The 22,656-nt window shown below is 67.6% G+C and carries 21 protein-coding genes; 6 read left to right on the top strand and 15 right to left on the bottom strand.

Annotation, left to right across the window (positions count from 1 at the left end; all coding sequences use genetic code 11):
• Positions 1-40: 40 nt before the first annotated feature.
• From AC3WOH_RS12095 to AC3WOH_RS12050, 10 genes are all read right to left on the bottom strand, one after another.
• A complete protein-coding gene (locus AC3WOH_RS12095; protein ID WP_492229578.1) occupies positions 41-877 on the bottom strand; it encodes a type II secretion system protein in 837 nt (278 codons plus the stop codon).
• A 22-nt stretch (positions 878-899) separates the two neighbouring features.
• On the bottom strand, positions 900-1,736 hold the full coding sequence (locus AC3WOH_RS12090) for a type II secretion system protein (protein WP_492229577.1): 837 nt from the start codon (positions 1,734-1,736) through the stop codon (positions 900-902).
• A 634-nt stretch (positions 1,737-2,370) separates the two neighbouring features.
• Complete coding sequence (locus tag AC3WOH_RS12085; protein WP_492229576.1) at positions 2,371-3,921, bottom strand: methyl-accepting chemotaxis protein; 1,551 nt, start codon at positions 3,919-3,921, stop codon at positions 2,371-2,373.
• Positions 3,922-4,048: 127 nt separating this feature from the next.
• The gene (locus AC3WOH_RS12080; RefSeq protein WP_492229575.1) at positions 4,049-4,609 is read right to left on the bottom strand and encodes a sugar O-acetyltransferase; all 561 of its coding nucleotides are present in this window, start codon (positions 4,607-4,609) and stop codon (positions 4,049-4,051) included.
• A 21-nt stretch (positions 4,610-4,630) separates the two neighbouring features.
• Complete coding sequence (locus tag AC3WOH_RS12075) at positions 4,631-5,806, bottom strand: Gfo/Idh/MocA family protein (protein ID WP_492229574.1); 1,176 nt, start codon at positions 5,804-5,806, stop codon at positions 4,631-4,633.
• Between the two features lie 17 nt (positions 5,807-5,823).
• A complete protein-coding gene (locus AC3WOH_RS12070; protein ID WP_492229573.1) occupies positions 5,824-6,837 on the bottom strand; it encodes a sugar phosphate isomerase/epimerase family protein in 1,014 nt (337 codons plus the stop codon).
• 132 nt (positions 6,838-6,969) lie between these two features.
• Positions 6,970-7,953, bottom strand: a complete 984-nt coding sequence (locus AC3WOH_RS12065) for a substrate-binding domain-containing protein (protein ID WP_492229572.1) — start codon at positions 7,951-7,953, stop codon at positions 6,970-6,972.
• Positions 7,954-8,047: 94 nt separating this feature from the next.
• Positions 8,048-9,091 (bottom strand): ABC transporter permease, encoded by a 1,044-nt coding sequence (locus AC3WOH_RS12060; RefSeq protein WP_492229571.1) that lies wholly within the window; start codon positions 9,089-9,091, stop codon positions 8,048-8,050.
• Complete coding sequence (locus tag AC3WOH_RS12055; RefSeq protein ID WP_492229570.1) at positions 9,072-10,559, bottom strand: sugar ABC transporter ATP-binding protein; 1,488 nt, start codon at positions 10,557-10,559, stop codon at positions 9,072-9,074. The genes AC3WOH_RS12060 and AC3WOH_RS12055 overlap by 20 nt, the downstream gene beginning before the upstream one ends.
• Positions 10,556-11,761 (bottom strand): ROK family protein, encoded by a 1,206-nt coding sequence (locus AC3WOH_RS12050; protein WP_492229569.1) that lies wholly within the window; start codon positions 11,759-11,761, stop codon positions 10,556-10,558. Before AC3WOH_RS12050 ends, AC3WOH_RS12055 begins: the two co-directional genes overlap by 4 nt.
• A 254-nt stretch (positions 11,762-12,015) precedes the next feature.
• Between AC3WOH_RS12050 and AC3WOH_RS12045 the strand changes: the two genes are divergently transcribed.
• The 3 genes from AC3WOH_RS12045 to AC3WOH_RS12035 all read left to right on the top strand — a co-directional run bounded on the left by AC3WOH_RS12045 (position 12,016) and on the right by AC3WOH_RS12035 (position 16,108).
• Positions 12,016-13,869 (top strand): bifunctional metallophosphatase/5'-nucleotidase, encoded by a 1,854-nt coding sequence (locus AC3WOH_RS12045; RefSeq protein WP_492229568.1) that lies wholly within the window; start codon positions 12,016-12,018, stop codon positions 13,867-13,869.
• Positions 13,842-14,996: a serine/threonine-protein kinase gene (locus AC3WOH_RS12040; RefSeq protein ID WP_492229567.1), complete on the top strand. Its 1,155-nt coding sequence runs from the start codon at positions 13,842-13,844 to the stop codon at positions 14,994-14,996. The genes AC3WOH_RS12045 and AC3WOH_RS12040 overlap by 28 nt, the downstream gene beginning before the upstream one ends.
• A gap of 104 nt (positions 14,997-15,100) precedes the next feature.
• A complete protein-coding gene (locus AC3WOH_RS12035) occupies positions 15,101-16,108 on the top strand; it encodes an endonuclease/exonuclease/phosphatase family protein (protein ID WP_492229566.1) in 1,008 nt (335 codons plus the stop codon).
• Here the strand turns inward: AC3WOH_RS12035 and AC3WOH_RS12030 are convergent.
• Together AC3WOH_RS12030 and AC3WOH_RS12025 are read right to left on the bottom strand one after the other, a co-directional pair.
• Positions 16,105-16,572 carry a DUF1801 domain-containing protein gene (locus tag AC3WOH_RS12030; protein ID WP_492229565.1) on the bottom strand — a complete coding sequence of 156 codons (468 nt, stop codon included), beginning with the start codon at positions 16,570-16,572 and terminating at the stop codon, positions 16,105-16,107. The two genes, AC3WOH_RS12035 and AC3WOH_RS12030, sit on opposite strands and share 4 nt — an antisense overlap.
• A 44-nt stretch (positions 16,573-16,616) precedes the next feature.
• Positions 16,617-17,588, bottom strand: coding sequence for a DMT family transporter (locus tag AC3WOH_RS12025; RefSeq protein ID WP_492229564.1), 972 nt, complete (start codon positions 17,586-17,588; stop codon positions 16,617-16,619).
• Positions 17,589-17,672: 84 nt separating this feature from the next.
• Between AC3WOH_RS12025 and AC3WOH_RS12020 the strand changes: the two genes are divergently transcribed.
• Together AC3WOH_RS12020 and AC3WOH_RS12015 are read left to right on the top strand one after the other, a co-directional pair.
• Complete coding sequence (locus AC3WOH_RS12020; protein ID WP_492229563.1) at positions 17,673-18,539, top strand: LysR family transcriptional regulator; 867 nt, start codon at positions 17,673-17,675, stop codon at positions 18,537-18,539.
• A 72-nt stretch (positions 18,540-18,611) separates the two neighbouring features.
• A complete protein-coding gene (locus AC3WOH_RS12015; protein ID WP_492229562.1) occupies positions 18,612-19,748 on the top strand; it encodes a zinc-binding dehydrogenase in 1,137 nt (378 codons plus the stop codon).
• A gap of 16 nt (positions 19,749-19,764) precedes the next feature.
• Here the strand turns inward: AC3WOH_RS12015 and AC3WOH_RS12010 are convergent, their stop codons facing one another.
• From AC3WOH_RS12010 to AC3WOH_RS12000, 3 genes are all read right to left on the bottom strand, one after another.
• Entirely contained in the window at positions 19,765-20,415 is a 651-nt protein-coding gene (locus AC3WOH_RS12010) for a DsbA family protein (protein ID WP_492229561.1), read from the bottom strand.
• Between the two features lie 3 nt (positions 20,416-20,418).
• Positions 20,419-20,697, bottom strand: coding sequence for a hypothetical protein (locus tag AC3WOH_RS12005; RefSeq protein ID WP_492229560.1), 279 nt, complete (start codon positions 20,695-20,697; stop codon positions 20,419-20,421).
• Positions 20,698-20,771: 74 nt separating this feature from the next.
• A complete protein-coding gene (locus AC3WOH_RS12000) occupies positions 20,772-21,638 on the bottom strand; it encodes an MBL fold metallo-hydrolase (protein ID WP_492229559.1) in 867 nt (288 codons plus the stop codon).
• Positions 21,639-21,754: 116 nt separating this feature from the next.
• Between AC3WOH_RS12000 and AC3WOH_RS11995 the strand changes: the two genes are divergently transcribed.
• On the top strand, positions 21,755-22,654 hold the full coding sequence (locus AC3WOH_RS11995) for a LysR family transcriptional regulator (protein WP_492229558.1): 900 nt from the start codon (positions 21,755-21,757) through the stop codon (positions 22,652-22,654).
• The last annotated feature ends 2 nt before the right edge of the window (positions 22,655-22,656 follow it).

The following is a 22,656-nucleotide window of genomic DNA, read 5'->3' as shown; positions in this document are numbered from 1 at the left end:
ATGGGGTTGTGAAGGAAGCGACTGGTGCAGGCCCGATGGGTTACTGGTTCATGCGGTAGATGGCGGTGACGATTTCCACCTGGTCTTCGTCAAAGCTGCGGTTATTGGTGGTGCCAATCTGGTCGCGGTTGGTGCGATTCCATTCCTGGCCGGGTGCATTGGCAGCACCATTGGCAACACCCTCCCTGCGGAAACGACCTTCGCGCTCATCGGGCTTGCCATCGATCATCTGGTCAAGTGCACGGGCCAGATCGGGCGTCAGGCCCGTGATGACCATGACGTTGCCGGCCCCGTCACCCACATCGGCAATACCCGCAGCAGTGGCCATAGGCTTGTTCCACTGGAAACAGACCTGGATTTCTTGGGGATTGCCATTCGTATCGAGATAGACGTAGCGATCTTCCAGCCCCTCTGCACGGCCCGGCGGCATACGGATGCCAGCGCGGGTCATCAATGCCCTCAAGTCGCGGTTCACGTCTGCATCGAAATTGCGGTTCATGCCCTGGCCTTTGGCACCGCGGCAGATGGCCGCAGGCGGCACCGCTCCAGTCATATCTCGGCCGGACCGAATATCCCCCGGGTTGGCGGCGGCAGCGATGAATGCAGCGCCGTTGACCATGTTCTGTGGAGCCGTCTGGCTATCGGCCAGCACCACGCCATTGCGCTGGTAGTACTGGTTGTATGCCTGCTCCCACTGGTCAATGAACTTGTTCTTGATCTTGGTGTACTCGGCATTGCGCTGCACATCCTTGCCGATGGCGACAGCGCCGATGATCAGGCCAATGACAGCCAGCACGACGGCCAGCTCGACCAGGGTGAAGCCTTGCTGGCGAGCCGAGCCCAGGCCACGTTGGGGTTTCTTGAAGATGTTTTTCATGATGGTGTTTCCCTGGCGCGGCTTACTGGTTCATCTTGTAGATGGCGGTCAGCGTGATGACCTGCTCCTCGTCGCGCGAATTGCCGTCGACCCCTGCGGCGGGCACAGCGCCTTGTCCGGAGGTGTTGTTGGCAATCCATTGCAGTCCTGGCTGGTTGGGATTGCCGTTGGCAATGCCCTGCCTGCGGAAGCGGCCTTCCTGCTCATCGGGCTTGCCATCGATCATCTGGTCCAGCATGCGGGCCAGGTCAGGCGTCAGGCCCGAGATCACCATCACGTTGCCCGAGCCGGCGGGCGTGGAAGGAGGGTTCCATTGAAAGCACACCTGGATTTCCTGCGGAGAACCATTGGTATCGGTGTAGATATACAGGTCCTCTTGCCCCTCAGCACGGCCCGGAGGCATACGCACACCCGCTTGTGTCATCAGGGTACGTAACTGCCCTGCCACAAAGCCAGCGCGCACGTCTGCCACCGGTGCACGCTGACAAACCGGCCCGGGAGGGACAGCGGCAGTCATGTCACCACCCGACAAAGGCGTCACCGCAGGTACCGCAACCGCGCCGAACACATTGCCATTCACCATGATCCGCGGCGCCACCTGGCTGTCACCCACCACCACGCCCGTGCGCTGGTAGTACTGGTTGTACGCCTGCTCCCACTGGTCGATGAACTTGTTCTTGATCTTGGTGTATTCAGCGTTGCGTTGCACGTCCTTGCCGATGGCGACGGCGCCGATGATCAAGCCGATGACGGCCAGCACGACCGCCAGCTCCACCAGGGTGAAGCCCCCCTGTGCAGCCCTTTGGCCGGCCGAGCCATGTTTGCGCCGCGAAGGCAGGACGGAAAAAAGTGGTCGCATGGTGTCCTCAGGCGTTGAAAAAGGCATACAAAAAAGGTTTGCTGAATGTAACGACTGTAAACAATGCCTAACTGAAGTCAAGAAAAAAAGCATCCAACTTTCGGGTGGTTTCAGGCTTCTTTTTCAACCCCGATTGCACTGGGTCTGCAACGTTGAAAAGAGCGTTTTTCATAGGGAAACTCACGGAAATCCAGGCTGTTTTCAGATCTCTAGGAGAGGTAGCGAAGCATCCCCCATCACCCTGCAATTGGCCATAGTGCTTATGTATTAGAGAGACAAAAAAATACAACACGAACAACTAAACACCATTTTCAATAGCAAATAACTATCGACATGTCGCGAGGGAATCGCTCGGTTGCTACCCCAAATCTGTTGAGCAGATAGGCGCTTCAAACAGCAGTCGCACACCCGCCGGTAACAGCGCGCGGAGGTACCCGTTCACGCAGCCCAAAACACAGCCGGCAGCAGCGCTCAGCCCGCGCCGGACGGCTTGTCGAGAAGCCTGCGAACGCAGGCCTGGGGAATCTGTTTTTTTGTCGAAGCGGGAATGGATGCGGGCCAAACTGACCTCCCTGATCGGGAGAGGCTTGGCAACACCCGGCGGCCGATCAGCAGGCCGCGGTGGCCTGCACCATCACACGCCCTTGAGCCGAAAGCGCGCCACCACCTCGGTGAGGCGGCCAGCCTGGTCGCGCAGCGATTCCGATGCCGCGGCCGACTGCTCCACCAGCGCGGCGTTCTGCTGCGTCATGCCATCGAGCTGCGAGATGGCGGTGTTGACCTCGCCCACGCTCTGGCTCTGCTCCTCGATGGCGCTGGCGATCTCGCCAATGAGGCTGCTCACGCGCTGCACCGAGCCGACCACCTGGTCCATGGTCTGGCCTGCCTCGCCCACCAGCTTGGCACCGCCCTCGACCTGGTCGACCGAGCTCACGATCAGCGCCTTGATCTCGCGCGCAGCCTGGGCGCTGCGCTGCGCCAGCGTGCGCACCTCGGTGGCCACCACGGCAAAGCCACGGCCCTGCTCGCCCGCGCGTGCGGCCTCCACGGCGGCATTGAGCGCCAGGATATTGGTCTGGAAAGCAATGCCGTCGATGACACCGATGATGTCGCCGATCTTGCGTGAGGAGGTCTGGATGCCGTCCATGGTGCTCACCACACGCGCCACCACCTCGCCGCCCGCCACCGCGACTTCGGACGCTGCCGACGCCAGCTGGCGCGCCTGCTGGGCGGATGCCGAGCTCTGGCGCACGGTATCGGTCACCTGCTGCAGCGCGGCCGAGGTCTGCTCGATGCTGGCGGCCGCAGCCTCGGTGCGCACCGACAGGTCATGGCCACCGCTGCTCACCTCCTGGCTGGCCACGGCAATGCTGTCGGCACTGCGCCGCACATCACTCACCGACGCATTGAGCGCCCCCTGCATGCGCGCCAGCGCCCGCAGCAGGTCGCCCAGCTCATCGCCACGCGTGGACCGCAGCTCGCCGGTCAGGTCGCCATCGGCGATGCGATCGGCCGTGCTGGCTGCAAAGCTCAGCGGCACGGTGAGCGAGCGCGTCAGCAGCCAGCCCACTGCCGCGCCCAAGGCCAGTGCTGCGGCCATCATGATCCAGATGCCCCACAGCACCGTGCGGTAGCTTTGCGCGCCTGCCACATTGGCCTGCTCCACGCCCGCATCGTTCACAGCCCCCAGCTTGCCGATGGCATCGGTGGTGGAGCGAAAGGCCACGCGCGAGTCGCCACGCAGGTAGGCCATGGCGTCGTCGGCCTTGCCTTCGCGCAACAATGCCAGCAGCTTGCCCTGGGTGTCCTTGTAGCGGCCCACGGTGGTCTTGAAGGCCTCGAAGAGCTGCTTTTCCTCGCCGTCGGAGAGCGTGGCGGCGTAGTCGTCGAGCAGCTTGGGCACCAGGGTCCACTGCTTGTCGATGCGCGCGCTTTCGTCCTGGATGGCCTTGGCATCGCCGCCCAGCATCATCTGCAGCTCGGCGCGCCGCATCTGGTTGAGGGCTTCGTTCAGGCCTGCGAGCTGCTGCGTGCTCGGCAGCCAGTTGGTGGCCAGGTCGACCACGCTGCCCTGCACCCGGTTGACCCGGTTCACCGCGAACAGGCCCATGGCCAGCACCAGCAGCAAGAGCAGGCCAAAACCCAGGCCCAGACGCAAACCGACACGCAGATTCGACAGGGGCATGCTCGTCTCCCGAAAAGGTGGACGTGAAGAGCCCCGCTGCGCGCAGGGGGCTCAGGGAACAGTGCTCGAATCAATATAGTTCATAAGCTGCGAATGTGCCAATTTGTAATGACAGGCTGCGCAGAGGCTACTGCGGCAACTCCCGGATCACCCGGCAGGGGTTGCCCGCGGCCAGCACGCGGGCCGGCACATCGCGCGTGACCACGCTGCCCGCGCCGATCACTGCGCCATCGCCGATGGTCACACCGGGGCAGATGATGGCGCCGCCGCCGATCCAGACGTCATCGCCAATGGTCACGGGCAGGCACCGCTCGATGCCGGTGGCGCGTTCCTCGGGCGACAAGGGGTGCGACGCGGTGTAGATCTGCACGCCGGGCGCACACAGGGTGCGCGCGCCAATGCGCACCGGCGCACCATCGAGCACCACGCAGTTGAAGTTGAAGTACGCGCCCTCGCCCAGCGTGATGTTGTAGCCGTAGTCGCAATGGAAAGGCGGCGTGATCTGCACGCTGGCGGGCTGGCCGGGAAGCAGCTGCGCCTGCAGGGACTGCAGTTCGCCCGCAGCCTCAGGCGCCGCGTGGTTGATGGCGTGGCACAGCTGGCGTGCGCGCAGGCGGTCGGCCACGAGTTCGGGGTCGGCGGCCTGGTACAGGGCGCCGGTGATCATCTTGTGTTTTTCAGAGCTCATGGGCCATTCTGGCCCCGGCACTCAAACCCTCTCCGCAGCCAGGGCCGTCCATTTGCGCTCGCTGCGCGCCGACTCCAGCACGCGCTCGATGAAACGCACGCCACGCGCACCGTCCTCAACGCGCGGGTAGTCGGCCGCCAGCGGATCGGCCGGCTGGCCTGAGGCACGGGCGCGGATGTCGGCGGCGACCCCCAGGTAGACGTTGGCAAAGGCCTCGATGAAGGCCTCGGGGTGGCCCGAGGGGATGCGGCCGGCCTGCAGCGCCGAGGGGCTGAGCCAGGGTGCGCCGCGGGTGAGGATGCGGCGCGGTCCGTCCACCGGCGAATGCACCAGGTGGTTGGGATCTTCCTGCCGCCAGGTGATGGTGCCCAGCGTGCCCGAGACCTGCAGGCGCAGGTCGTTCTCCAGCCCAGCGGCCACCTGCGACGCCACGATCACGCCGCGCGCACCATCGGCATAGCGCAGCAGCATCTGCGTGTCGTCGTCGAGCCGGCGGCCCGCGCCGAAGGCCGTGAGGTCGGCGCACAGCCATTGCGGCTCCATGCCGGTCACGGTGGCGGCCAGGTTCTCGGCGTGCGAGCCGATGTCGCCCAGAGTGCCCGCCGCACCGCTGCGGGCAGGGTCCAGGCGCCAGTCGGCCTGCTTGTTGCCACCGCCCTCTTCCACCGCCGTGGCCAGCCAGCCCTGGTTGTATTCGACCGTGATCTTGCGCAGCGTGCCCAGGGCACCGCTTTGCACCAGGTGGCGCGCCTCGCGCACCATGGGGTAGCCCGTGTAGTTGTAGGTCACGCCGAACACGGTGCCGGCCTTTTGTACAGCAGCCACCAGCTCGTCGGCCTGCGCGCCGGTGTGCACCAGCGGCTTGTCGCACACCACATGGAAGCCGGCCTGCACAAAGGCCAGCGCCACCGGGTGGTGCACATGGTTGGGGGTCACGATGCTCACCAGGTCGATGCGCTCGCCCGGGGGGCGGCGCAGTTCGTCGGCCAGCAGGTCCTGCCAGCTGCCGTGGTTGCGGTTGTCGGCCAGGCCCAGGGCGGCGCCCGAGGCGCGGGCCCGTTCGGGCGAGGACGAGAGCGCGCCCGCGACCAGCTCGAACTGCCCGTCCAGCGCCATGGCCTTGCGGTGCACGGCGCCGATGAAGGCGCCGTTGCCGCCGCCCACCATGGCATAGCGCAGCTTGCGTTCAGAGGACATGGAAAACCTTATTGCTGTTACTTCGGTTGTTCGTCTCGGGCGAAGACGGCGTCGAAAGCCCCGGCGGCGGGCTTGAAGTCAAGCCGCTTGCAGAAGGCCGCGCTCTCGGTGGCGCCGTGCACGCGGTCCATGCGGCTGTCCTCCCACTCCACGGAGAGGGGGCCCTGGTAGCCGATGTCGTTGAGGGCGACGATGATGGATTCGAAATCGATCATGCCGCGGCCCACGCTGCGAAAGTCCCAGTGGCGGCGCGCGTCGCCAAAGCTGGTGTGCCCGCCGAACACGCCCACCGTGCCATCGCCCTTGCCCCACCACACGTCCTTCATGTGGGCGTTGTAGACGCGGTCGGCGAACAGGCGGATGAACTTCACATAGTCCACGCCCTGGTAGGCCAGGTGGCTCGGGTCGTAGTTGAAGCCGAAGCGCCGGTGGCCCTTCACGGCCGCAATGGCACGCTCGGCCGAGGCGATGTCGAAGGCGATCTCGGTGGGGTGCACCTCCAGCGCGAAGTTGATGCCATGCTCTTCGAACACATCAAGAATGGGGCCGAAGCGCTGCGCGAAGTCGGCAAAGCCCTTGTCCCAGTACGCCTGGCTGGTGGGCGGGAAGGCATAGATCGCATGCCATACCGACGAACCGGTGAAGCCCGTGACCGTCTTCACGCCGAATTTTGCCGCCGCGCGCGCCGTGTCGGCCAGTTCGCTGGCGGCGCGCTGGCGCACGCCTTCGGGCTCGCCATCGCCCCACACATGGGGCGGCAGGATGGACTGGTGGCGCTCGTCGATGCGGTCGCACACGGCCTGGCCCACCAGGTGGTTGCCGATGGCAAAGCATTGCAGGCCATGCTGGGCCAGCAGCGCATGCTTGTCTTTGACGTACTGCGGGGAGGCCAGCGCCTCCTGCACATTGAAATGGTCGCCCCAGCAGGCCAGCTCCAGGCCGTCGTAGCCCATGCTGCGTGCCATAGGCGCGAGCTCGGCCAGCGGCAGGTCGGCCCATTGGCCGGTGAAAAGGGTAACGGGTCTTGGCATGGTGAGGCTCCAGAAAACAGGGGCAGCGCGTAGTTGATCCTCTGCCCATCGCAACAATCGACCTTGTCGCAGCGGTCGGCCATGGCACGGCCGCTGCGATGGGAGCGCATGCCCCCCCATCAGGCGTCCCGATCAGAAGGGAGAGTCGGGGAAGTAGAAGCTTTTGGCGTTTTCCTTGGTGATCAGCACCGAAGGAATGATGGTCGTGGGCGGCAGCTTGTCGCCCTTGATGCGCGCTTCGGCTGTGAGCTTGATCGAGTCGTAGATGAACTTGGGGCTGTACGACACGTTGGCCTGGATCAGCGGGTTGCTGCCGTCGGCCAGCGTCTTGATCATGCCCTTGGCACCGGCGCCGCCGAACACCAGCTTGATGTCCTTGCGCTTGGATTGCTCGATGGCCTTGAGCACGCCCACGGCCATGTCGTCGTCGGCCGCCCAGACGGCGTCGATCTGCGGGAAGCGGGTCAGGTAGTCCTGCATGACCTTGAAGGCGTCGTCGCGGTTCCAGTTGGCGTACTTGGCGTCCAGCAGCTTGATGTCGGGGTGGTTCTTGAGCACGGCATTGAAGGCATCCATGCGCTCGTTGTCCAGCGTGGTCGCAATGCCGCGCATGGCCACCACGTTGCCCTTGCCGTTCAGCGCCTTGGCGATGTACTCGGCCGGAATCTTGCCGAAGGCGGTGTTGTCACCAGCCACATAGGCGTCTTGCGCGCTGGTGTCGGTCAGGCCGCGGTCCACCACCGTCACGTACACGCCCTTGGCCTTGACCTGGGCCACGGGCTTGGTCAGCGCGGCCGATTCGAAGGGGAAGATCACCAGGGCATTGATCTTGTTGACCGTTACCAGGTCTTGCAGCTGGTTGGCCTGCTCGGGCGCGCCGCCAGCCGTCTTGACGATGACCTGCAGGCCGGGGTGGGCCTTCTCCAGGTCCTTCTTGGCCTGGTTGGCCCAGTACACGATGCCGCCCGTGAAGCCGTGCGTGGCCGATGGAATGGCCACGCCCACCACGACCTTGTTGGCCTGCGCCATGGCGGGGCCGGCCAGCGCCAGTGCGGCAGCGGCGCCCACGGCCGAGAGGGCCAGGCGGCGGGTGAACGAAGAAAGTTGGCTGTTCATGCGTTGTCTCCTGTTGCTTTGAAAAATGGCCATGGAAGCTGGCCGGCTGGGGAACACGAAAGTCAAACGACCTACCGAAAAAAACGACGCCCTCTCACCGCTTGCCGCGCTGCATGAACGCCACTGCGATGATCACGAAGCCCTGCACCGCCGCGTTCAGGTACACGCTGATGATGCTGGTGAGGTTCAAAATGTTGCTGATGACCGACAGCAGGATGGCACCCACCACCGTGCCGGTGATGCTGCCCGCACCGCCCTTCAGGACCGTGCCGCCCACGATCACCGCGGCAATGGCCTCCAGCTCCCACAGCAGGCCCGTGGTGGGCGATGCCGAGCCCAGGCGCGGCACGTAGAGCAGCGTGGCGATGCCCACGCACACCCCTAGCAGCATGTAGGTCAGGATCTTGATCTTGTGCACGTCGACCGCGGCGTACTGCGCCACCTGCTCGTTGGAGCCGATGGCCTGCACATAGCGGCCGTAGGCCGTGCGGTTGAGGATGACGCCACCCACCACCGCCACCAGCAGGAAGATCCACACAGGGATGGGCACGCCCAGCAGGTTGGCGTAGTACACGGGGCTGTAGAGGTCCGACAGATCGTTCTCCAGCGTGATGGCGCCACCGTTGGAGAAATAAGTGAGGTAGGCACGGAAGATGCCCAGCGTGCCCAGGGTCACGATGAAGGGCTCGATGCGCCCCTTGGTGATGAGCAGGCCGTGCACCAGCCCGAACACCGCGCCCAGCACCACGGCCAGCGCCATGCCCACCACCACGGCGGCCATGGGCGAGCCCAGCACGGGCGCCATGGCGTTCATGAACAGGATGACCGAACCCGCGATCAGCGCCGCCATGGAGCCCACCGACAGGTCGATGCCGCCCGAGATGATGACGAAGCACATGCCCACCGCGATGATGCCGATGAAGGCCGTGCGTGTGAGCACGTTCATCACGTTGTCGTAGGTGGCGAAGTTGCTGTTGAGCAGCGTGCCGGCAATGCACAGCAGCACCAGGCCGATGACCGGGCCCAGCCCATGCAGCTTGCCCCACCAGGCGCCGATGCCTGTGCCCGGGGCCGCAGCGGCGTGGCGGCTGCCGCCCGCCTGGGGGGCGGCGGTGTTCTCAGCGGGTACCTGTGGCATGGACGATCAACTCCTCTTCGGTCAAATGGGGTTCCTGGAGCGTGGTCTGCAAGCGGCCGGCGCGCATCACCGCCACGCGGTGGCACAGGCCGATCAGCTCCATCAGTTCGGACGAAATCACGATCACCGCCAGGCCCTGCGCCGCCAGGCGCTGCACCAGGTGGTAGATCTCGCGCTTGGCGCCCACGTCCACACCGCGCGTGGGCTCGTCGAGCACCACCACGCTGGGGCCGGGATGCAGCACCTTGGCCAACGCCAGTTTTTGCTGGTTGCCACCCGACAACGACGAGGCGCGCACGTCGAGCGAGCCGGTGCGGATGCCGAACTCCTGCACCGCATCGCGCAGCGCGGCCTGCTCGGCCGCGGGGTCGAGCCAGGGCTTGGCATAGCGCTCCAGCGCCATCAGCGTGAGGTTGGGTCGCAGACTGAAGTGCACGTGCAGGCCCTTGCCCTTGCGGTCTTCGCTCAGGTAGGTCAGGCCATGGCGCGCCGCGTCGCGCGGGCTCTTGAGCTGCACGGGCTTGCCCGCCAGCTCCACCGTGCCGGCCGAGCGCGGGCGCAGGCCCAGCAAACCTTCGAACAGCTCCGTGCGCCCGGCACCCACCAGGCCCGCAAAGCCCAGGATCTCGCCAGGCCGTACCTCGAAATCGATGTCCTGCGCCCACCCGGGCACGGTAAGGCCGCGCACCTTGATCGCAGGTTCGCCAGCCGGGGCCGGCTGCTTTGCGGGAAACAGGTCGGCCAGTTCCCGGCCCACCATCAGGTTGGCCATCTGCCGCCGCGTGACCTTGGCCGTGGGCTCGCGCGCCACCAGCAGGCCGTCGCGCATCACCACCACCTCGTCGGTGGTGCGCTCCACCTCGTCGAGCTTGTGCGAGATGTAGATGATGGTCACGCCCGCGGCCTTGAGCCCGGCCATCAGCGTGAACAGGCGCTCCGTCTCGCCCGGGGTCAGCGTGGCAGTGGGCTCGTCCATGATGAGCAGGCGCGCATTGCGGGCCAGCGCGCGGGCGATTTCCACCAGCTGCTTCTCGGCCACGATGAGCTTTTTCACCCGCGTGTCGGGGTCCAGCGGCAGGCCGACCTGGACCAGTGCGGCACGCGTCTTCTCACGCATGGCCTTGTCGTCCAGGAACAGGCCTTTGCGGATCTCGTGCCCGAGGAAGACGTTCTGCGCAATCGTCAGGTCGTCCGCCAGGTTGAACTCCTGGTGGATCAGCACGATGCCCTGGGCTTCGGCCACGCGCGAGCCGCCGCCGGGGGCGCGCACCGCGCCGTCGACCACCACCTCGCCGGTGGTGGGGCTTTCGTAGCCGGCCAGGATCTTCATCAGCGTGGACTTGCCCGCGCCGTTCTCGCCCAAGAGGCCGTACACGCGGCCTGGCTGCAGTGCGAAGCCCACACCGTGCAGCACGCGCACGGGGCCGAACTCCTTGGTGATGTTGCGGAACTCGACGGCGACGCTCATCGTGCGCTCCCTCCCGCGCGTGCCATGCTCTCCTGCATGGCCAGCACACCCGCGCCCACCACGCCGGCATCGTCGGCCAGGGGGGCGTACTGGATCTCCAGGTGGCGCGTGGACAGGGCCAGCGAGCGGTGGTACACGCTTTGGCGCACCGAGGCCAGGAACAGCGGGCCCATGTCCGTCACCCGCCCGGCAATGAACACGTGCGAGGGGTTGAAGAAGTTGACGATGGAGGCCAGCATCTGCCCCACCAGGCTGCCCGCGCGCTGGATGATGGCGTTGGCCGCCACGTCGCCCGCGCGGCTGGCCTGGGCCACGTCTTCGGTGGTCAGGGTGCCGGTGGCCTGCAGGCGCTCGGCCAGCAAGGCGCTTTCGCCCGCCTGGGCCGCGGCCAGGGCCATGCGCGCCATGGCGGGCGCGGCGGCCATGGCCTCCACGCAGCCCTGGTTGCCGCAATGGCAACGCGGGCCGGCCTGGTCCACGCAGATGTGGCCCACGTCGCCGGCCGAACCGTTGGCGCCCCGGTACACCTGGCCGTGGCAGACGATGCCGCAGCCGATGCCCGTGCCGACCTTGATGACCAAAAAGTTGGGCAGGTTGCGCTGCAGCCGCCACAGCTCGCCCAGCGCCATCAGGTTCACGTCGTTGTCCACGAAGACCGGCGCGGCAAAGGCCTCGCGCAGGTAGTCGCGGATGGAAAAGCCGTCCCAATCAGGCATCAGCGGGGGGTTGACCAGCTGGCCGCTTTCAAAATCCACCGGTCCGGGCACGCCCATGCCGATGGCGATGACCTGCGAGGCCGGCAGCCCACAGCGCGCCATCAGCTCGCGCATCAGGCCGCGCAGCCGCGCCAGGATCACGCCCGGGCCCTGGCGCACATCGATGGGTTCGCGGTGCCGCGCCAGCACGGTCATGTCGGGCCGCATGATGGCCACCTGCATGCTGGTGGCGCCCAGATCGGCGCCGATCACCACGCCCAGGGTCTCGCTCAGGCGCAGGGTTTCGGCTCGGCGACCGCCGGAGGACTCCTGCAGACCCACCTCGTCGAGCAGGCCTTCGTCCAGCAAGGCCGCCACCATGGCGTTGGCCTTGCTCTTGGAGTAGGCCAGCCGCTGCGCCAGCGCATGCCGCGACGCGCCCGCCGACCAGAAAATGGTCTGCAGAACGTCCAGGTCTTCAGTGCCGCAGTTGTGCCAGCGTGCCAAGGCTTGTCTCCTGTTCTTGTGGTCTGACCTGTGCGCCGTAGTGGGCCTCATCCAGGTCGCCTGCACCTTGGTTGGTGCGTTGGGCAAATACTATGCGGCCCACTTCGACCATACAAGACTTAACTTAGACCTAATTTGGATCAAAGTTCTTCATGGCTTTGTCACGGTGCCCGGCTCCACTGGTCGAGAGACTGGAGTCCGCCCATTTCATGCTGCTTGCCAGCGGGATAAAACCACCACCAACAGAGGGATCCATGACATTGCGATTGATTGCAGCGGCCTGCGCCGCCCTGGCCGTGACCGTGGTCGCCTGCAGCAGCGGCGGCAGCGAGCCACCCTTCACCGTCAAGCTGATCGGCTTCAACGACTACCACGGCAACCTGGAATCCCCGGGCACGTTCGGCACCAGCGCCGCCGTGCCGGCGGCCGAGCGCCCACCGGTGGGCGGCGCCGAATTCATGGCCGCCCATGTCGCCAGGCTCAAGGCCCAGAACCCTAACAACGTGGTGGTGGGCGCGGGCGACTCGATCGGCGCCTCGCCGCTGATCTCGGCGCTGTTCCAGGACGAACCCGCGGTGGAAACGCTCAACCGCATCGGGCTGGAGTTCAATTCGGTGGGCAACCACGAGTTCGACAAGGGTTCGGCCGAGCTGCTGCGCCTGCAGAACGGCGGCTGCAAGGCCGGCGAGCCCAACAGCTGCAAGGGCGCCACGGCCGGCACGCCCGTGCCGTTCGAAGGCGCCAAGTTCAAGTGGCTGTCGGCCAACGTGATCGCCACCGCCACCGGCAAGCCCCTGCTGCCAGCCTATGGCATCAAGGAGTTCAAGGGCGTGAAGGTGGCCTTCATCGGCATGACCTTCAAGGCCACGCCCACCGTGGTGACGCCCACGGGCGTGGCCGGCCTGGAGTTCCGCGACGAGATCCAGACGGTGAACAGCCTCGTCCCCGAACTCAAGAGCCAGGGCATCGAGGCCATCATCGTGCTGGTGCACGAAGGCGGCTTCCAGTCGGGCACGGTATCGGACATCAACGGCTGCGACGGCGCCCTCGCCGGCTCGGGCATCGCCACCCTGGTCAAGGGCCTGGACAACGCGGTGGACGCCGTGATCAGCGGCCACACCCATGCTGCCTACAACTGCAAGCTGCCCAACGCCACGGGCCGCGCCATTCCCGTGACCAGCTCCAGCTCGTTCGGCCGCGTGCTGACCGACATGGACCTGACCATCGACCCGTCCACGCGCGACATCACGGCGATCAGCACGACCAACCGCCTGGTGGTGCGCAACGACCCCGCCGTGCCTGCCGATGCGGCCGTGGCCCGCATCATTGCCGGCTACAACAGTCTGGTCTCGCCCATTGCCAACACGGTGATCGGCTCCATCGCGGCCGAGCTGCCCAACACCCGCACCGACGCCGCCTGCAACATGCCGGCCGGCGACCTGGTGGCCGACGCCATGCTGGCGGCCACGCAGGGCCCCACCTTCGGCTCCGCCGTGATCGCCCTGATGAATGGCGGCGGCGTACGCAACCCCGGCTTCACCTTTGCCAGCAGCACGGTGGGCGAAGGCCCCGGCAACATCACCTACGGCGAGGCCTTCACCACCCAGCCCTTCGGCAACAGCCTGGTGACCATGTCGCTCACGGCGCAGGACCTCAAGGACGTGCTGGAAGAGCAGTTCGCAGGCTGCAAGGGCCAGTCGGCCACCGCCACGCGCGTGATGCTGCCCTCCAACGGCTTCAAGTACACCTGGGACGGCGCCAAGGCCTGCGGCGCGCGCGTGAGCAATGTCACGCTGCGCAACGGGTCCTCGACCGAGACCATCGTCGACGCCTCGGGCACGGTGGCCAACCCGGCCAAGACCTACCGCGTCACCATGAACAACTTCATGGCCGATGGCGGCGATGGCTACTCCACCTTCCTCAAGGGCACCAACCGCCTGGGCGGCGCGCAGGACATCGATGCGCTGGTGGCCTACCTGGCCGGTTTCAAAGCGCCCAAGGCACCGTACACGCTGGGCAGCAACGCCAACGATGCGGGCAGCGTGCGCATCAACCGCACCGGCACTGGCAGCAACGCCACATGTCCAACCGGCGCCGTGACGTCCTGATCGGCCTGCTGGGGCTGGCCACGGGCCCGCTGGCGGCCTCGCCGGCCACCGAGGAGAAGCTCCGGGCCATCCTGCAGGCGGCCGCGGGCCGGGCGCCCGACGCAGAGCGCTTGCGCGAACGCGACGACCTGCTGCGCGAGGCCGAGGCCGCACTGGCGGCCGGCGATGCGGAAAAGGCCGAACAGGGCTTCGACCGTGCCGCGCTGATCCTGCACTCGGCCGACACCGAGATGGGCCTGGTGCGCAGCTACATGCAGTCGGGCCAGTACCGGCGCGCGCTGGCCTTCGGCGCCCACACGGCGGGCGCGCACCTCGACGCGGTGGGCGGCGCGGCGCTGTATGCCTGGCTGCTGCACGCAGGCGGGCAGGATGCCATCGCCCGCAAGCTGCTGGCCGATGCGCAGGCGCGTGCGCCGTCGCAGCCGCTGGTGGCCGACGTGGGCCGTGCGCTGGCATCGGGTGCGCCGCATGCGAGCGGCGACATGCTGCTGCCGCCCGCGCGGCTGGCACCGTACAGCCACGCGGCGTTGCTGCCGAACGGCGCGCGGCTGGTGGCCACTGGCACGCTGCTCGGCGAAGGCCGTGCGGCCCTGGTGCCCGCCCGGGCCATCACAGCCCACCGGCGCCTGTGGGTGCGCAACGGGCTGGGGCAACTGGCCCCCGCCTCCGCTGAGGCTGTGCGAGGTGGCGAACGCGCGCTCGCCTTGCTGCGCCTGGGCAGCCCGCTGCCCGCGCCTTCCATGGGCAGCGTGCCCGCAAGTGCCTTCCCCGGGGCCGTGGCGTTTGCGGTGGCGTACACGCACACCCGCGATGCGGGGGCGGCATGGCCGCTGCTGCGCACCGGTTTCGTCGGTGCCGCCCAGGGCGCGGACGGGGACCGCGAGCTCGACGCATCCCTGCACCAGGGCCTGGCGCCGGGCGGGCCCGTCTTCGACCAGGCCGGGCGGCTGGCGGGCATCGCGCTGGCAGACAGCACCGGCGCGCGCTTGCTGGCCGCGCCCCGCCTGCGCGAAGCGTTCGCGGGGCGGGTGGCGCTGCCAGCGTCCAGCGACGCGGCGCGGCTGGGGCCCGACGCGGTGTACGAAGCGGCGCTGCGCAGCACCCTGCAGGTGATCGCCGCAGGCTGAGGCCGAGGCTTGCCCCTCGGAGCCGGGGGGTTGCACAAAAGTACAAAGGAAATTTCCGCCCCCGGAGCCGCAAGCAGCGCCACCCGGCCGATACCATCGGCCGCATGCCACGACAACGTTATCCGAGGACTGCGAACTTCATCACCGCCCGCGCGCGCTGGCTGGCCTGGCTGTGCGCCCTGGGCGCCCTCTCGGCCCCGGTATCGCGCGCGCTGCCCATGGAGCAGGTGCCCACGCTGCAATGGCTGGTGGAGCTGGCAGCCCATTGGCAGTGGCTGTACCTCGCGGTGGGCTCCATCGCGCTGGCGGCACTGGCGCTTGCGCGGCCCCGCGGCCGCATGGGCTACGGCTGGCTGGCCCTGGCCGTGCTGGCGCTGGGCGGCAGCTTCCTGTGGCAGCCGGCCACCCTTCCGCGCGGCGCAGAGCCTGCAAGCCCCGGCGGCGCCGTGCTGACCGTGGGCAGCGCCAACCTCAACTCTGCAACCACCGATTTCGGCCCGCTCACGGCCTGGCTGGCTTCAAGCGATGCGCCCGACGTGGTGTTTCTGCAGGAGTTCACCGCCCTGGCCCAGCAGGCCCTGGCCGGGCACCCCGGCGTGGCGGCCCGCTACCCGCACCGGCTGGAAGCCCCCGATCCCAGCCCGTTCGGCCTGGCCGTGCTCTCGCGCCACCCCCTGTCTGACCTGCAAACACTTCAGCCGCAGGACCTGCGCGACACCTTGCGGCTGCGCGCCGCCATGGCATGGAACGGCAAGGCCGTGCAACTGAGCGCGCTGCACCCCATGCCACCGCTCGACGTCGGCTTCGCCCAGGCCCGCGACCGGGCCCTGGTGCAGGAAGCCGAACGCTTTGCCCAGGCCGGCGGGCCGGCCCTGCTGGTGGGCGACCTGAACACCACCCCCTGGGCACGCAGCCTGTTCATGGTGGAGGCCACCTTGCGCCGTACCACTGGCGCGGCCCCCAGCTGGCCCAATGCCTTCGGCTGGCTGTCGGTGCTGCCACTGGACCATGTGCTGGCGTCGAACGGCTGGCAGGTGCTGGAATCGAGAATCGGGCCGGACCTGGGCTCGGATCACCGGCCCGTGGTGGTGCGCCTGACGCTTGCGCCTTAGCCGGCTTTCCGCGCTGCCGGGACTTTCTTTGCCGCAGGCGCCTTGGTCTTTGTTTTTTTCTGCGCGGCCTGCAACCCATTGAAGTCCGCCGCTGCCCGGAACAGCGCCTTGAGCGCTGCCTCGTTGACCACTTCGCCCTCGCGCACATCGATGGCGCGGCGCGTGTTGCCCTCCAGGCTGGAGTTGAACAGCCCCTTGGGGTCGGGCAGCGAAGCGCCCTTGGCAAAGGTCATCTTCACGGCCTGCTTGTAGGTCTCGCCCGTGCACAAGATGCCGGCATGCGACCAGACGGGCACGCCCATCCATTTGACCTCCTCGACCACCTCGGGCACGGCCTCGTGCATGAGCTTGCGCAGGTGGGCCAGGGTGGCGCCGCGCCAGTCGGCAAGGTCGCGGATCTTGGCGTCGATGAGCGCCGACGCGGATGTTTCGGCTTCTTGTGGGGGTGCCGGTGTTGCAGCCATGGACTTGTCTCCTGTTGGCAGGCCAAGGCCTGCGACCCGGCAGTTTATCGGCTTGCAGGTGCTGCCCGCGCCGGCTGCCGCCGTATGGTCCACAGCGCCGCCGCCATCAGCACCACGCCGCCCAGTTGCACGGGGCTCAGCGTGCGCCCGTACACGGCCCAGTCCACCAGCACGGCGGTGAGCGGGTAGACGAACTGCAGCACCGCCACTTTGCCCAGCGCCAGCCGGGCCATGCCGGTAAACAGGATCACATAGGCCAGGCCCGTGTGCAGCACGCCCAGGCCCGTGAGCCAGGCCCAGGCCGCAGCCGTGTGCGGCCAGCCGAAGGCCAGCGGCGCCCAGGCCAGCAGCAAGGCCCCCACAAGGCACTGCCACAGTGCCAGCGCAAAAGGGCTGATGGGCGCGGGCGCGCGGCTGGCCAGCAGCGTGACGGCCGCATAGCAGAACGAGCCGCCGAGGCACATCAGCACCCCGGCCACATAGGCCCCGCCATCGGCCGTGCCGGCGGGGATGCCGTCGAGCAGCCCGGTGGTGAGCACCAGCCCGGCCAGTGCCGCCAGCGTGGCCACCCATTGGGTGCCCGAGATCGTCTCGCGCAGGAACAGCGCCCCAAAGACGATGACCCAGATGGGCTGCACATGGAAGATGACCGTGGCCACCGCGATGGAGGTGCGCGGAATGGCCGCGAAGAACAGCGCCCAGTTGAGCACCATGAACACGCCCGTGGCGCAGGCCACCCAGCGGCTACGCACCTGGTGGCGCAGCAGCAGCTCGCGCCCCCGGCCCGTGGCCAGGCACCAGGCTACCAGGGCCAGCGCGCCGAACACGCAGCGGAACCACACCGTGACCAGCGGGTGTTGGCCGGCCTCTTCGACAAAGACGCCGATGGTGCCGAGCAGCATGCCGCCGGCGATCATGAGCCATTGGCCTGTGCGTTCGCGGGCTTGGCCGGCCGGGTCACCCCCCATGGAAAGAATGGCGGGAGATGCGGGCAATGCGGAGGCCTTGTTGTTCATGGCGCCGATGGTCCTGTCTTTACTGAATCAGGTAAAGCGCATAGTTCGCAGCATAGCCATTCGATAATCGAATACATTGCACGCATGAACTATCCCGACCTGCAGATCGACTGGCTGCGCGCCTTCGTCGCCGTGGTGGATGCGGGTTCGCTCTCGGGCGCGGCGCCGCTGGTGCACCGATCGCAGTCGGCGGTGAGCATGCAGATCAAGAAGCTCGAATCGGCCCTGGGCCGCCCCGTGCTGCTGCGCGGCCCGCGCCACCTGGAGCTGACGCCCCTGGGCCAGGAACTGCTCGCCTATGCGCGCCGCATGCTGGAGCTGCAGGCCGAGACGCAGGCGGCGCTGTTCGGCCCGCGGCTGGCCGGCCGCGTGCGCCTGGGTGTGCCGGACGACTATGCATCGACCTACCTCACGCCCGTGCTGCGCAGCTTTTCGCACCGCTACCAGGGGGTGGAGATCGAGCTGACCTGCGAGCAGTCGACCTCGCTGATCCCGCGCGTGGGGCGCGGCGAACTCGACCTGGCCCTGGTCTCGCGCGACAAGCCGCAGCGCGGGCGCTTTCTGTTCCAGGAGCCCCTGGTCTGGGTGGGTGCGGCCCAGTTCGAGGCCTGGCGGCGCGACCCGCTGCCCATAGCGGTGTACGAATCGGCCAGCCTGGCGCGCATCGCCACCATGAAGGCCCTGGCCGCGCGCCGCCGCGCCTACCGCATCGTGTACCACAGCTCCAGCCTGGCCGGCCAGTTGGCCGCCGTGGAAAGCGGCCTGGCGGTCGCCGTGCTCACGCGCTGCAGCGTGCCGCCCAACCTGCAGATACTGCAGAACCTGCCGGCCGATTTCGACCTGCCCGCGCTCGACTCGATGGATGTATCGGTGCTGCGCAGCAAGGAGTCGCAGCGCTCGCCGGCCGTCGATGCGATGTACGAGCAGATGGTGCGGACGTTGGCCCAGTGAAGAGCCAAGTGGGCGACAGCGGAGACCGCTCACAAGGGAGAGAATGCAGCACATTTCCCCCCGGAGACACCCATGACCATCCCCTCCACCGCCCTGCAACTGCGCTCGCTCGTGCAGCCCGACGGCACCCTGCAGATCAGCCTCGAACCCACGCCCGTGCCCACACCGGGCCCCGACGAGGTGCTGGTGCAGATCCAGGCCACGCCGATCAACCCCTCGGACATCGGCCTGCTGCTCGGGCCGGCCGACCTGTCCACCGTGCAAGTGGGCGGCAGTGCCGAGCGGCCCGTGGTGACCGCCCGTATCCCCGAGCGCGCCATGCCCGGCATGGCGGCACGCCTGGGCCAGAGCATGCCTGTGGGCAACGAAGGCGCGGGCCTGGTGGTGGCAGCGGGGTCTTCGCCCGCAGCACAGGCACTGCTCGGGCGCACCGTGGCGCTGATCGGCGGAGCCATGTATGGGCAGTACCGGGCCATGCCAGCCGCGCAGTGCCTGCCGCTGCCGGCCGGCACCACGGCGGCCGAGGGGGCCTCGTGCTTCGTCAACCCGCTCACGGCGCTGGGCATGGTGGAGACCATGAAGCGCGAGGGCCACACCGCGCTGGTGCACACCGCCGCCGCCAGCAACCTGGGCCAGATGCTCACCAAGATCTGCCAGAAGGACGGCATCGGCCTGGTCAACATCGTGCGCAAGCCCGAGCAGGCGGCGCTGCTGCGCGAGATCGGTGCCCAGTACGTCTGCGACAGCAGTTCGCCCGGCTTCATGGCCGAGCTGACCGACGCCCTGGCCGCGACGGGCGCCACCATTGCCTTCGACGCCACCGGCGGCGGCACGCTGGCCGGGCAGATCCTGCAATGCATGGAAGCGGCCATCAACCGCAAGGCCACGGAGTACAGCCGCTATGGCTCAGCCGTGCACAAGCAGGTCTACCTGTACGGCCACCTGGACACACGCCCCACCGAAATCCAGCGCACCTTCGGCATGGCCTGGGGGGTGGGTGGCTGGCTGCTGTTCCCGTTTTTGCAGAAGATCGGCAACGAGGCCGCGCAGGCCCTGCGCCAGCGCGTGGCGGCCGAGCTCAAGACCACCTTTGCCAGCCACTATGCGCGCACGGTGTCGCTGGCCGGGGCGCTGAGCGGGGACGCCATTGCCTTCTATGGCCCGCGCAATACCGGGGCCAAGGTGCTGATCGATCCCTCGATGGACTGAGCTGAGCGGACGGCGATCAGGCCGCCGCAGCCTGCACCAGCGCCACCAGCCGCTCACGCGGCCCCAGCAGCGCATCGCCGCCCATCAGGCGCAACGCCCCGCCCTGCCCCGTGACCACCAGCTGCGGCACGCCCCGGGCGCCCACGGCACGCAACAGCGCCTGGGCGTGGGCCACGCGCTCGGCCATGGCACGGTGCAGCGCGGCATCGGGCACCCGGGCCAGTGCAGCGGCATCGGCCAGGTCCAGAGTGGTCAGCACATCGGCCAGTACCGCCGCATCGGCCGTGTCGCGGCCATCGACGTAACGGGCGTGCTGCAGCGCGTGCAGTGCTTCCAGCTCGCGGCCCGGCGCGGTCTGGGCCACGGCGGTCAGAGCCAAGGTGGCGGGGCCGGAGTCGAATCGGCCGTCCACGGCGCCCAGGATGTTGTCGCGGTAGGCCTGGGTGAAGGGCTGGCCGGTGAGCTGCTCGATGCGCTGGTCGTTGGACCAGGCGTACGCGGCGAACTGCGCATCCATGGGCCGGGCGCCCTGCCCGGCGAACAGGCCCGACGGGGCCAGTGAAACGTCCAGGCCCTCCACACCCTGCAGGTGTTTCAGCGCGGGCGCGGCGGCGTAGCACCAGCCGCACAGGGGGTCGAACAGGTAGGTCACCGAGATGAGGGGCATGGGTCAGGGTCTTTCAGATGCGATGTCAGGCGGTGGTACGGATTGGGCGAGCGCGGCCTCGAACAGCGCCAGCTCTTGCGACAGCGTGCCACGGCCGCGAAAGCGCCGGTTGGCCCGGTCGTACCAGTTCTCGGCGTCCTCCAGGTCGCCCTCCTGCACATGCAGAATGCCGTGCAGCCAGGCGGCCAGCTGGGAGCCATCGTGTTGGACCAGGTCGTGTGCAGCATCCCAGCGCCCGGCGCGCAGGTGCTGCAGCACTTGCTCAAGGGGATGTGTCGGCACGATCCGGCTCCTTTCGATGAGCGGGTGGTTGGCAAAGCGCAGGCCCCATGGGAGCCTGGGCGCCCTGTCCCCGATTACCACTTCATGTCGCCTTTATTGACCTTGGCGCCGATATCGAGCGACAGGCCCATGGGCGCTGCGGGGTAAGCCTTCTTCATAGCGTCGATCAGTTCCGCACTGGTCTTGGTGGCCGTGGCGTTCTTCTCGAAGGTCTGCAGGTAGCCCTTGGTGTAGGTGACGTTGGCCACAGTCAGCGCGGTACCGGCGGCCATATGGCCAGGCACGACCACGGTGGGCTGCAGGGCGGCCATCTCGTCGAGCTGGGCCACCCAGGCGCTGCGCTCGGCCACGGTCTGGGTGTCGGCGGTCCACACATGGGTGTTGGTGCCGAACACGCCGATGTTGCCCACCACGGCCTTCACCGAGGGAATCCAGGCGTAGGGGCGGTGCGCCAGCAGGCCCGTGGTGCCGCGGATCTCCACTACCTGGCCGTCCACCGTGAGGGTGTTGCCGGTGATGGCCTTGGGCAGCACGGGCGTGCGCGGTGCGTTGGCGCCCATCTTGGGGCCCCAGAAGGCGAGCTTGCCTTGCAGCTTGGCGTTGATCTTCTCCAGCACGGCGGGGGTGGTCACCACTTCGGCCTGGGGGAAAAACTCCTTGAGCGTTTCCACGCCGAAGTAGTAGTCGGGGTCGGCCTGGCTCACGTAGATGGTCTTGAGCGCCTTGCCGCTGTCGAGCACATTGGCGGCAATGCGCAGCGCGTCGGCGCGGGTGAAGCCGGCGTCGATGACCATGGCCTCTTTCTCGCCATAGACCAGGGTGGAGTTGACGTTGAAGCTGTTGCCGTCGGCGTTGTAGACCTTGAGCTGCAGCGGCTCGGCCGCGTGTGCGCCAGCAAAGGCGATGGACAGGGTGGCAGCGAGGATGGTGGTGCGGAACATGCGGATTCTCCGGGTGGTTTCAGTTGGAATGGCTAGGAATGGCTGCAGTTTATTTGCGCCAATCGATCCAATAAACCCCATAAAATGCGCATATTTGTTGCATCAATAGATCAAATATGGACCGCCTGACCGCCATGCGCGTCTTCACGGAAGTGGCCACCAGCGGCAGCTTCAGCGCCACGGCCGAGCGGCTGGAGATGTCGCGCGCCATGGTCACGCGCTACGTGGGCGAGATGGAGCAGTGGCTGCAGGCCCGCCTGCTGCAGCGCACCACCCGCAGCGTGACGCTGACCGATGCCGGCGAGCAGGCCCTACGCCGCTGCCAGCAGATGCTGGCACTGGTGGAAGACATCGAGGAAGAGACCACGGCCACGACCGAGGGTGAGTTGCGCGGCCAGTTGCGGCTGACCTGCAGCGTCTCGTTCGCCTATGCGCAGCTGGGCACGGCGATCACCGACTTCCTGGCGCTGCATCCACAGCTCAAGATCGACCTGGATGCCAGCGAAGGTTCGCTCAACCTGGTGGAAAAACGCATCGACCTGGCCATCCGCATCAGCAGCGGACCCGACCCCATGCTGATCGCACGGCCGCTGGCGCGCTGCGATTCGGTGCTGGTGGCCTCGCCCGCCTACCTGGCTCGCCATGGCCTGCCTGCCCTGCCGGCCGATCTGGAACGCCACCGCTGCCTGAGCTACGCCAACTTCGGCAAGAGCGTTTGGGAACTGTCCCAGGGCGGGCGCACCGAGCGCGTGGCCGTATCCGGCCACTTCAGCGCCAACGAGGCCACCACCCTGCTGCGCGCGGCCCTGGCGGGCGCCGGCATTGCGCTGCAGCCCACCTACCTGGCCAACCCGCACATCGCCAGCGGCGAGCTGCAGGCGCTGCTGCCCGGCTGGGAGCTGCCGGTGATGGCGATCAATGCGCTGTACACCTCGCGCCGGCACCAGTCGCCGGCGGTGCGGGCCTTGCTCGATTTCCTGGTCGATCGCTTCAATGGCGCGCCCTGGTCGCTCTGAAA

The sequence above is a fragment of the Acidovorax sp. FW305-C-20-28 genome (assembly GCF_058783375.1).
This window is presented reverse-complemented; position numbering and strand designations above follow the sequence as displayed.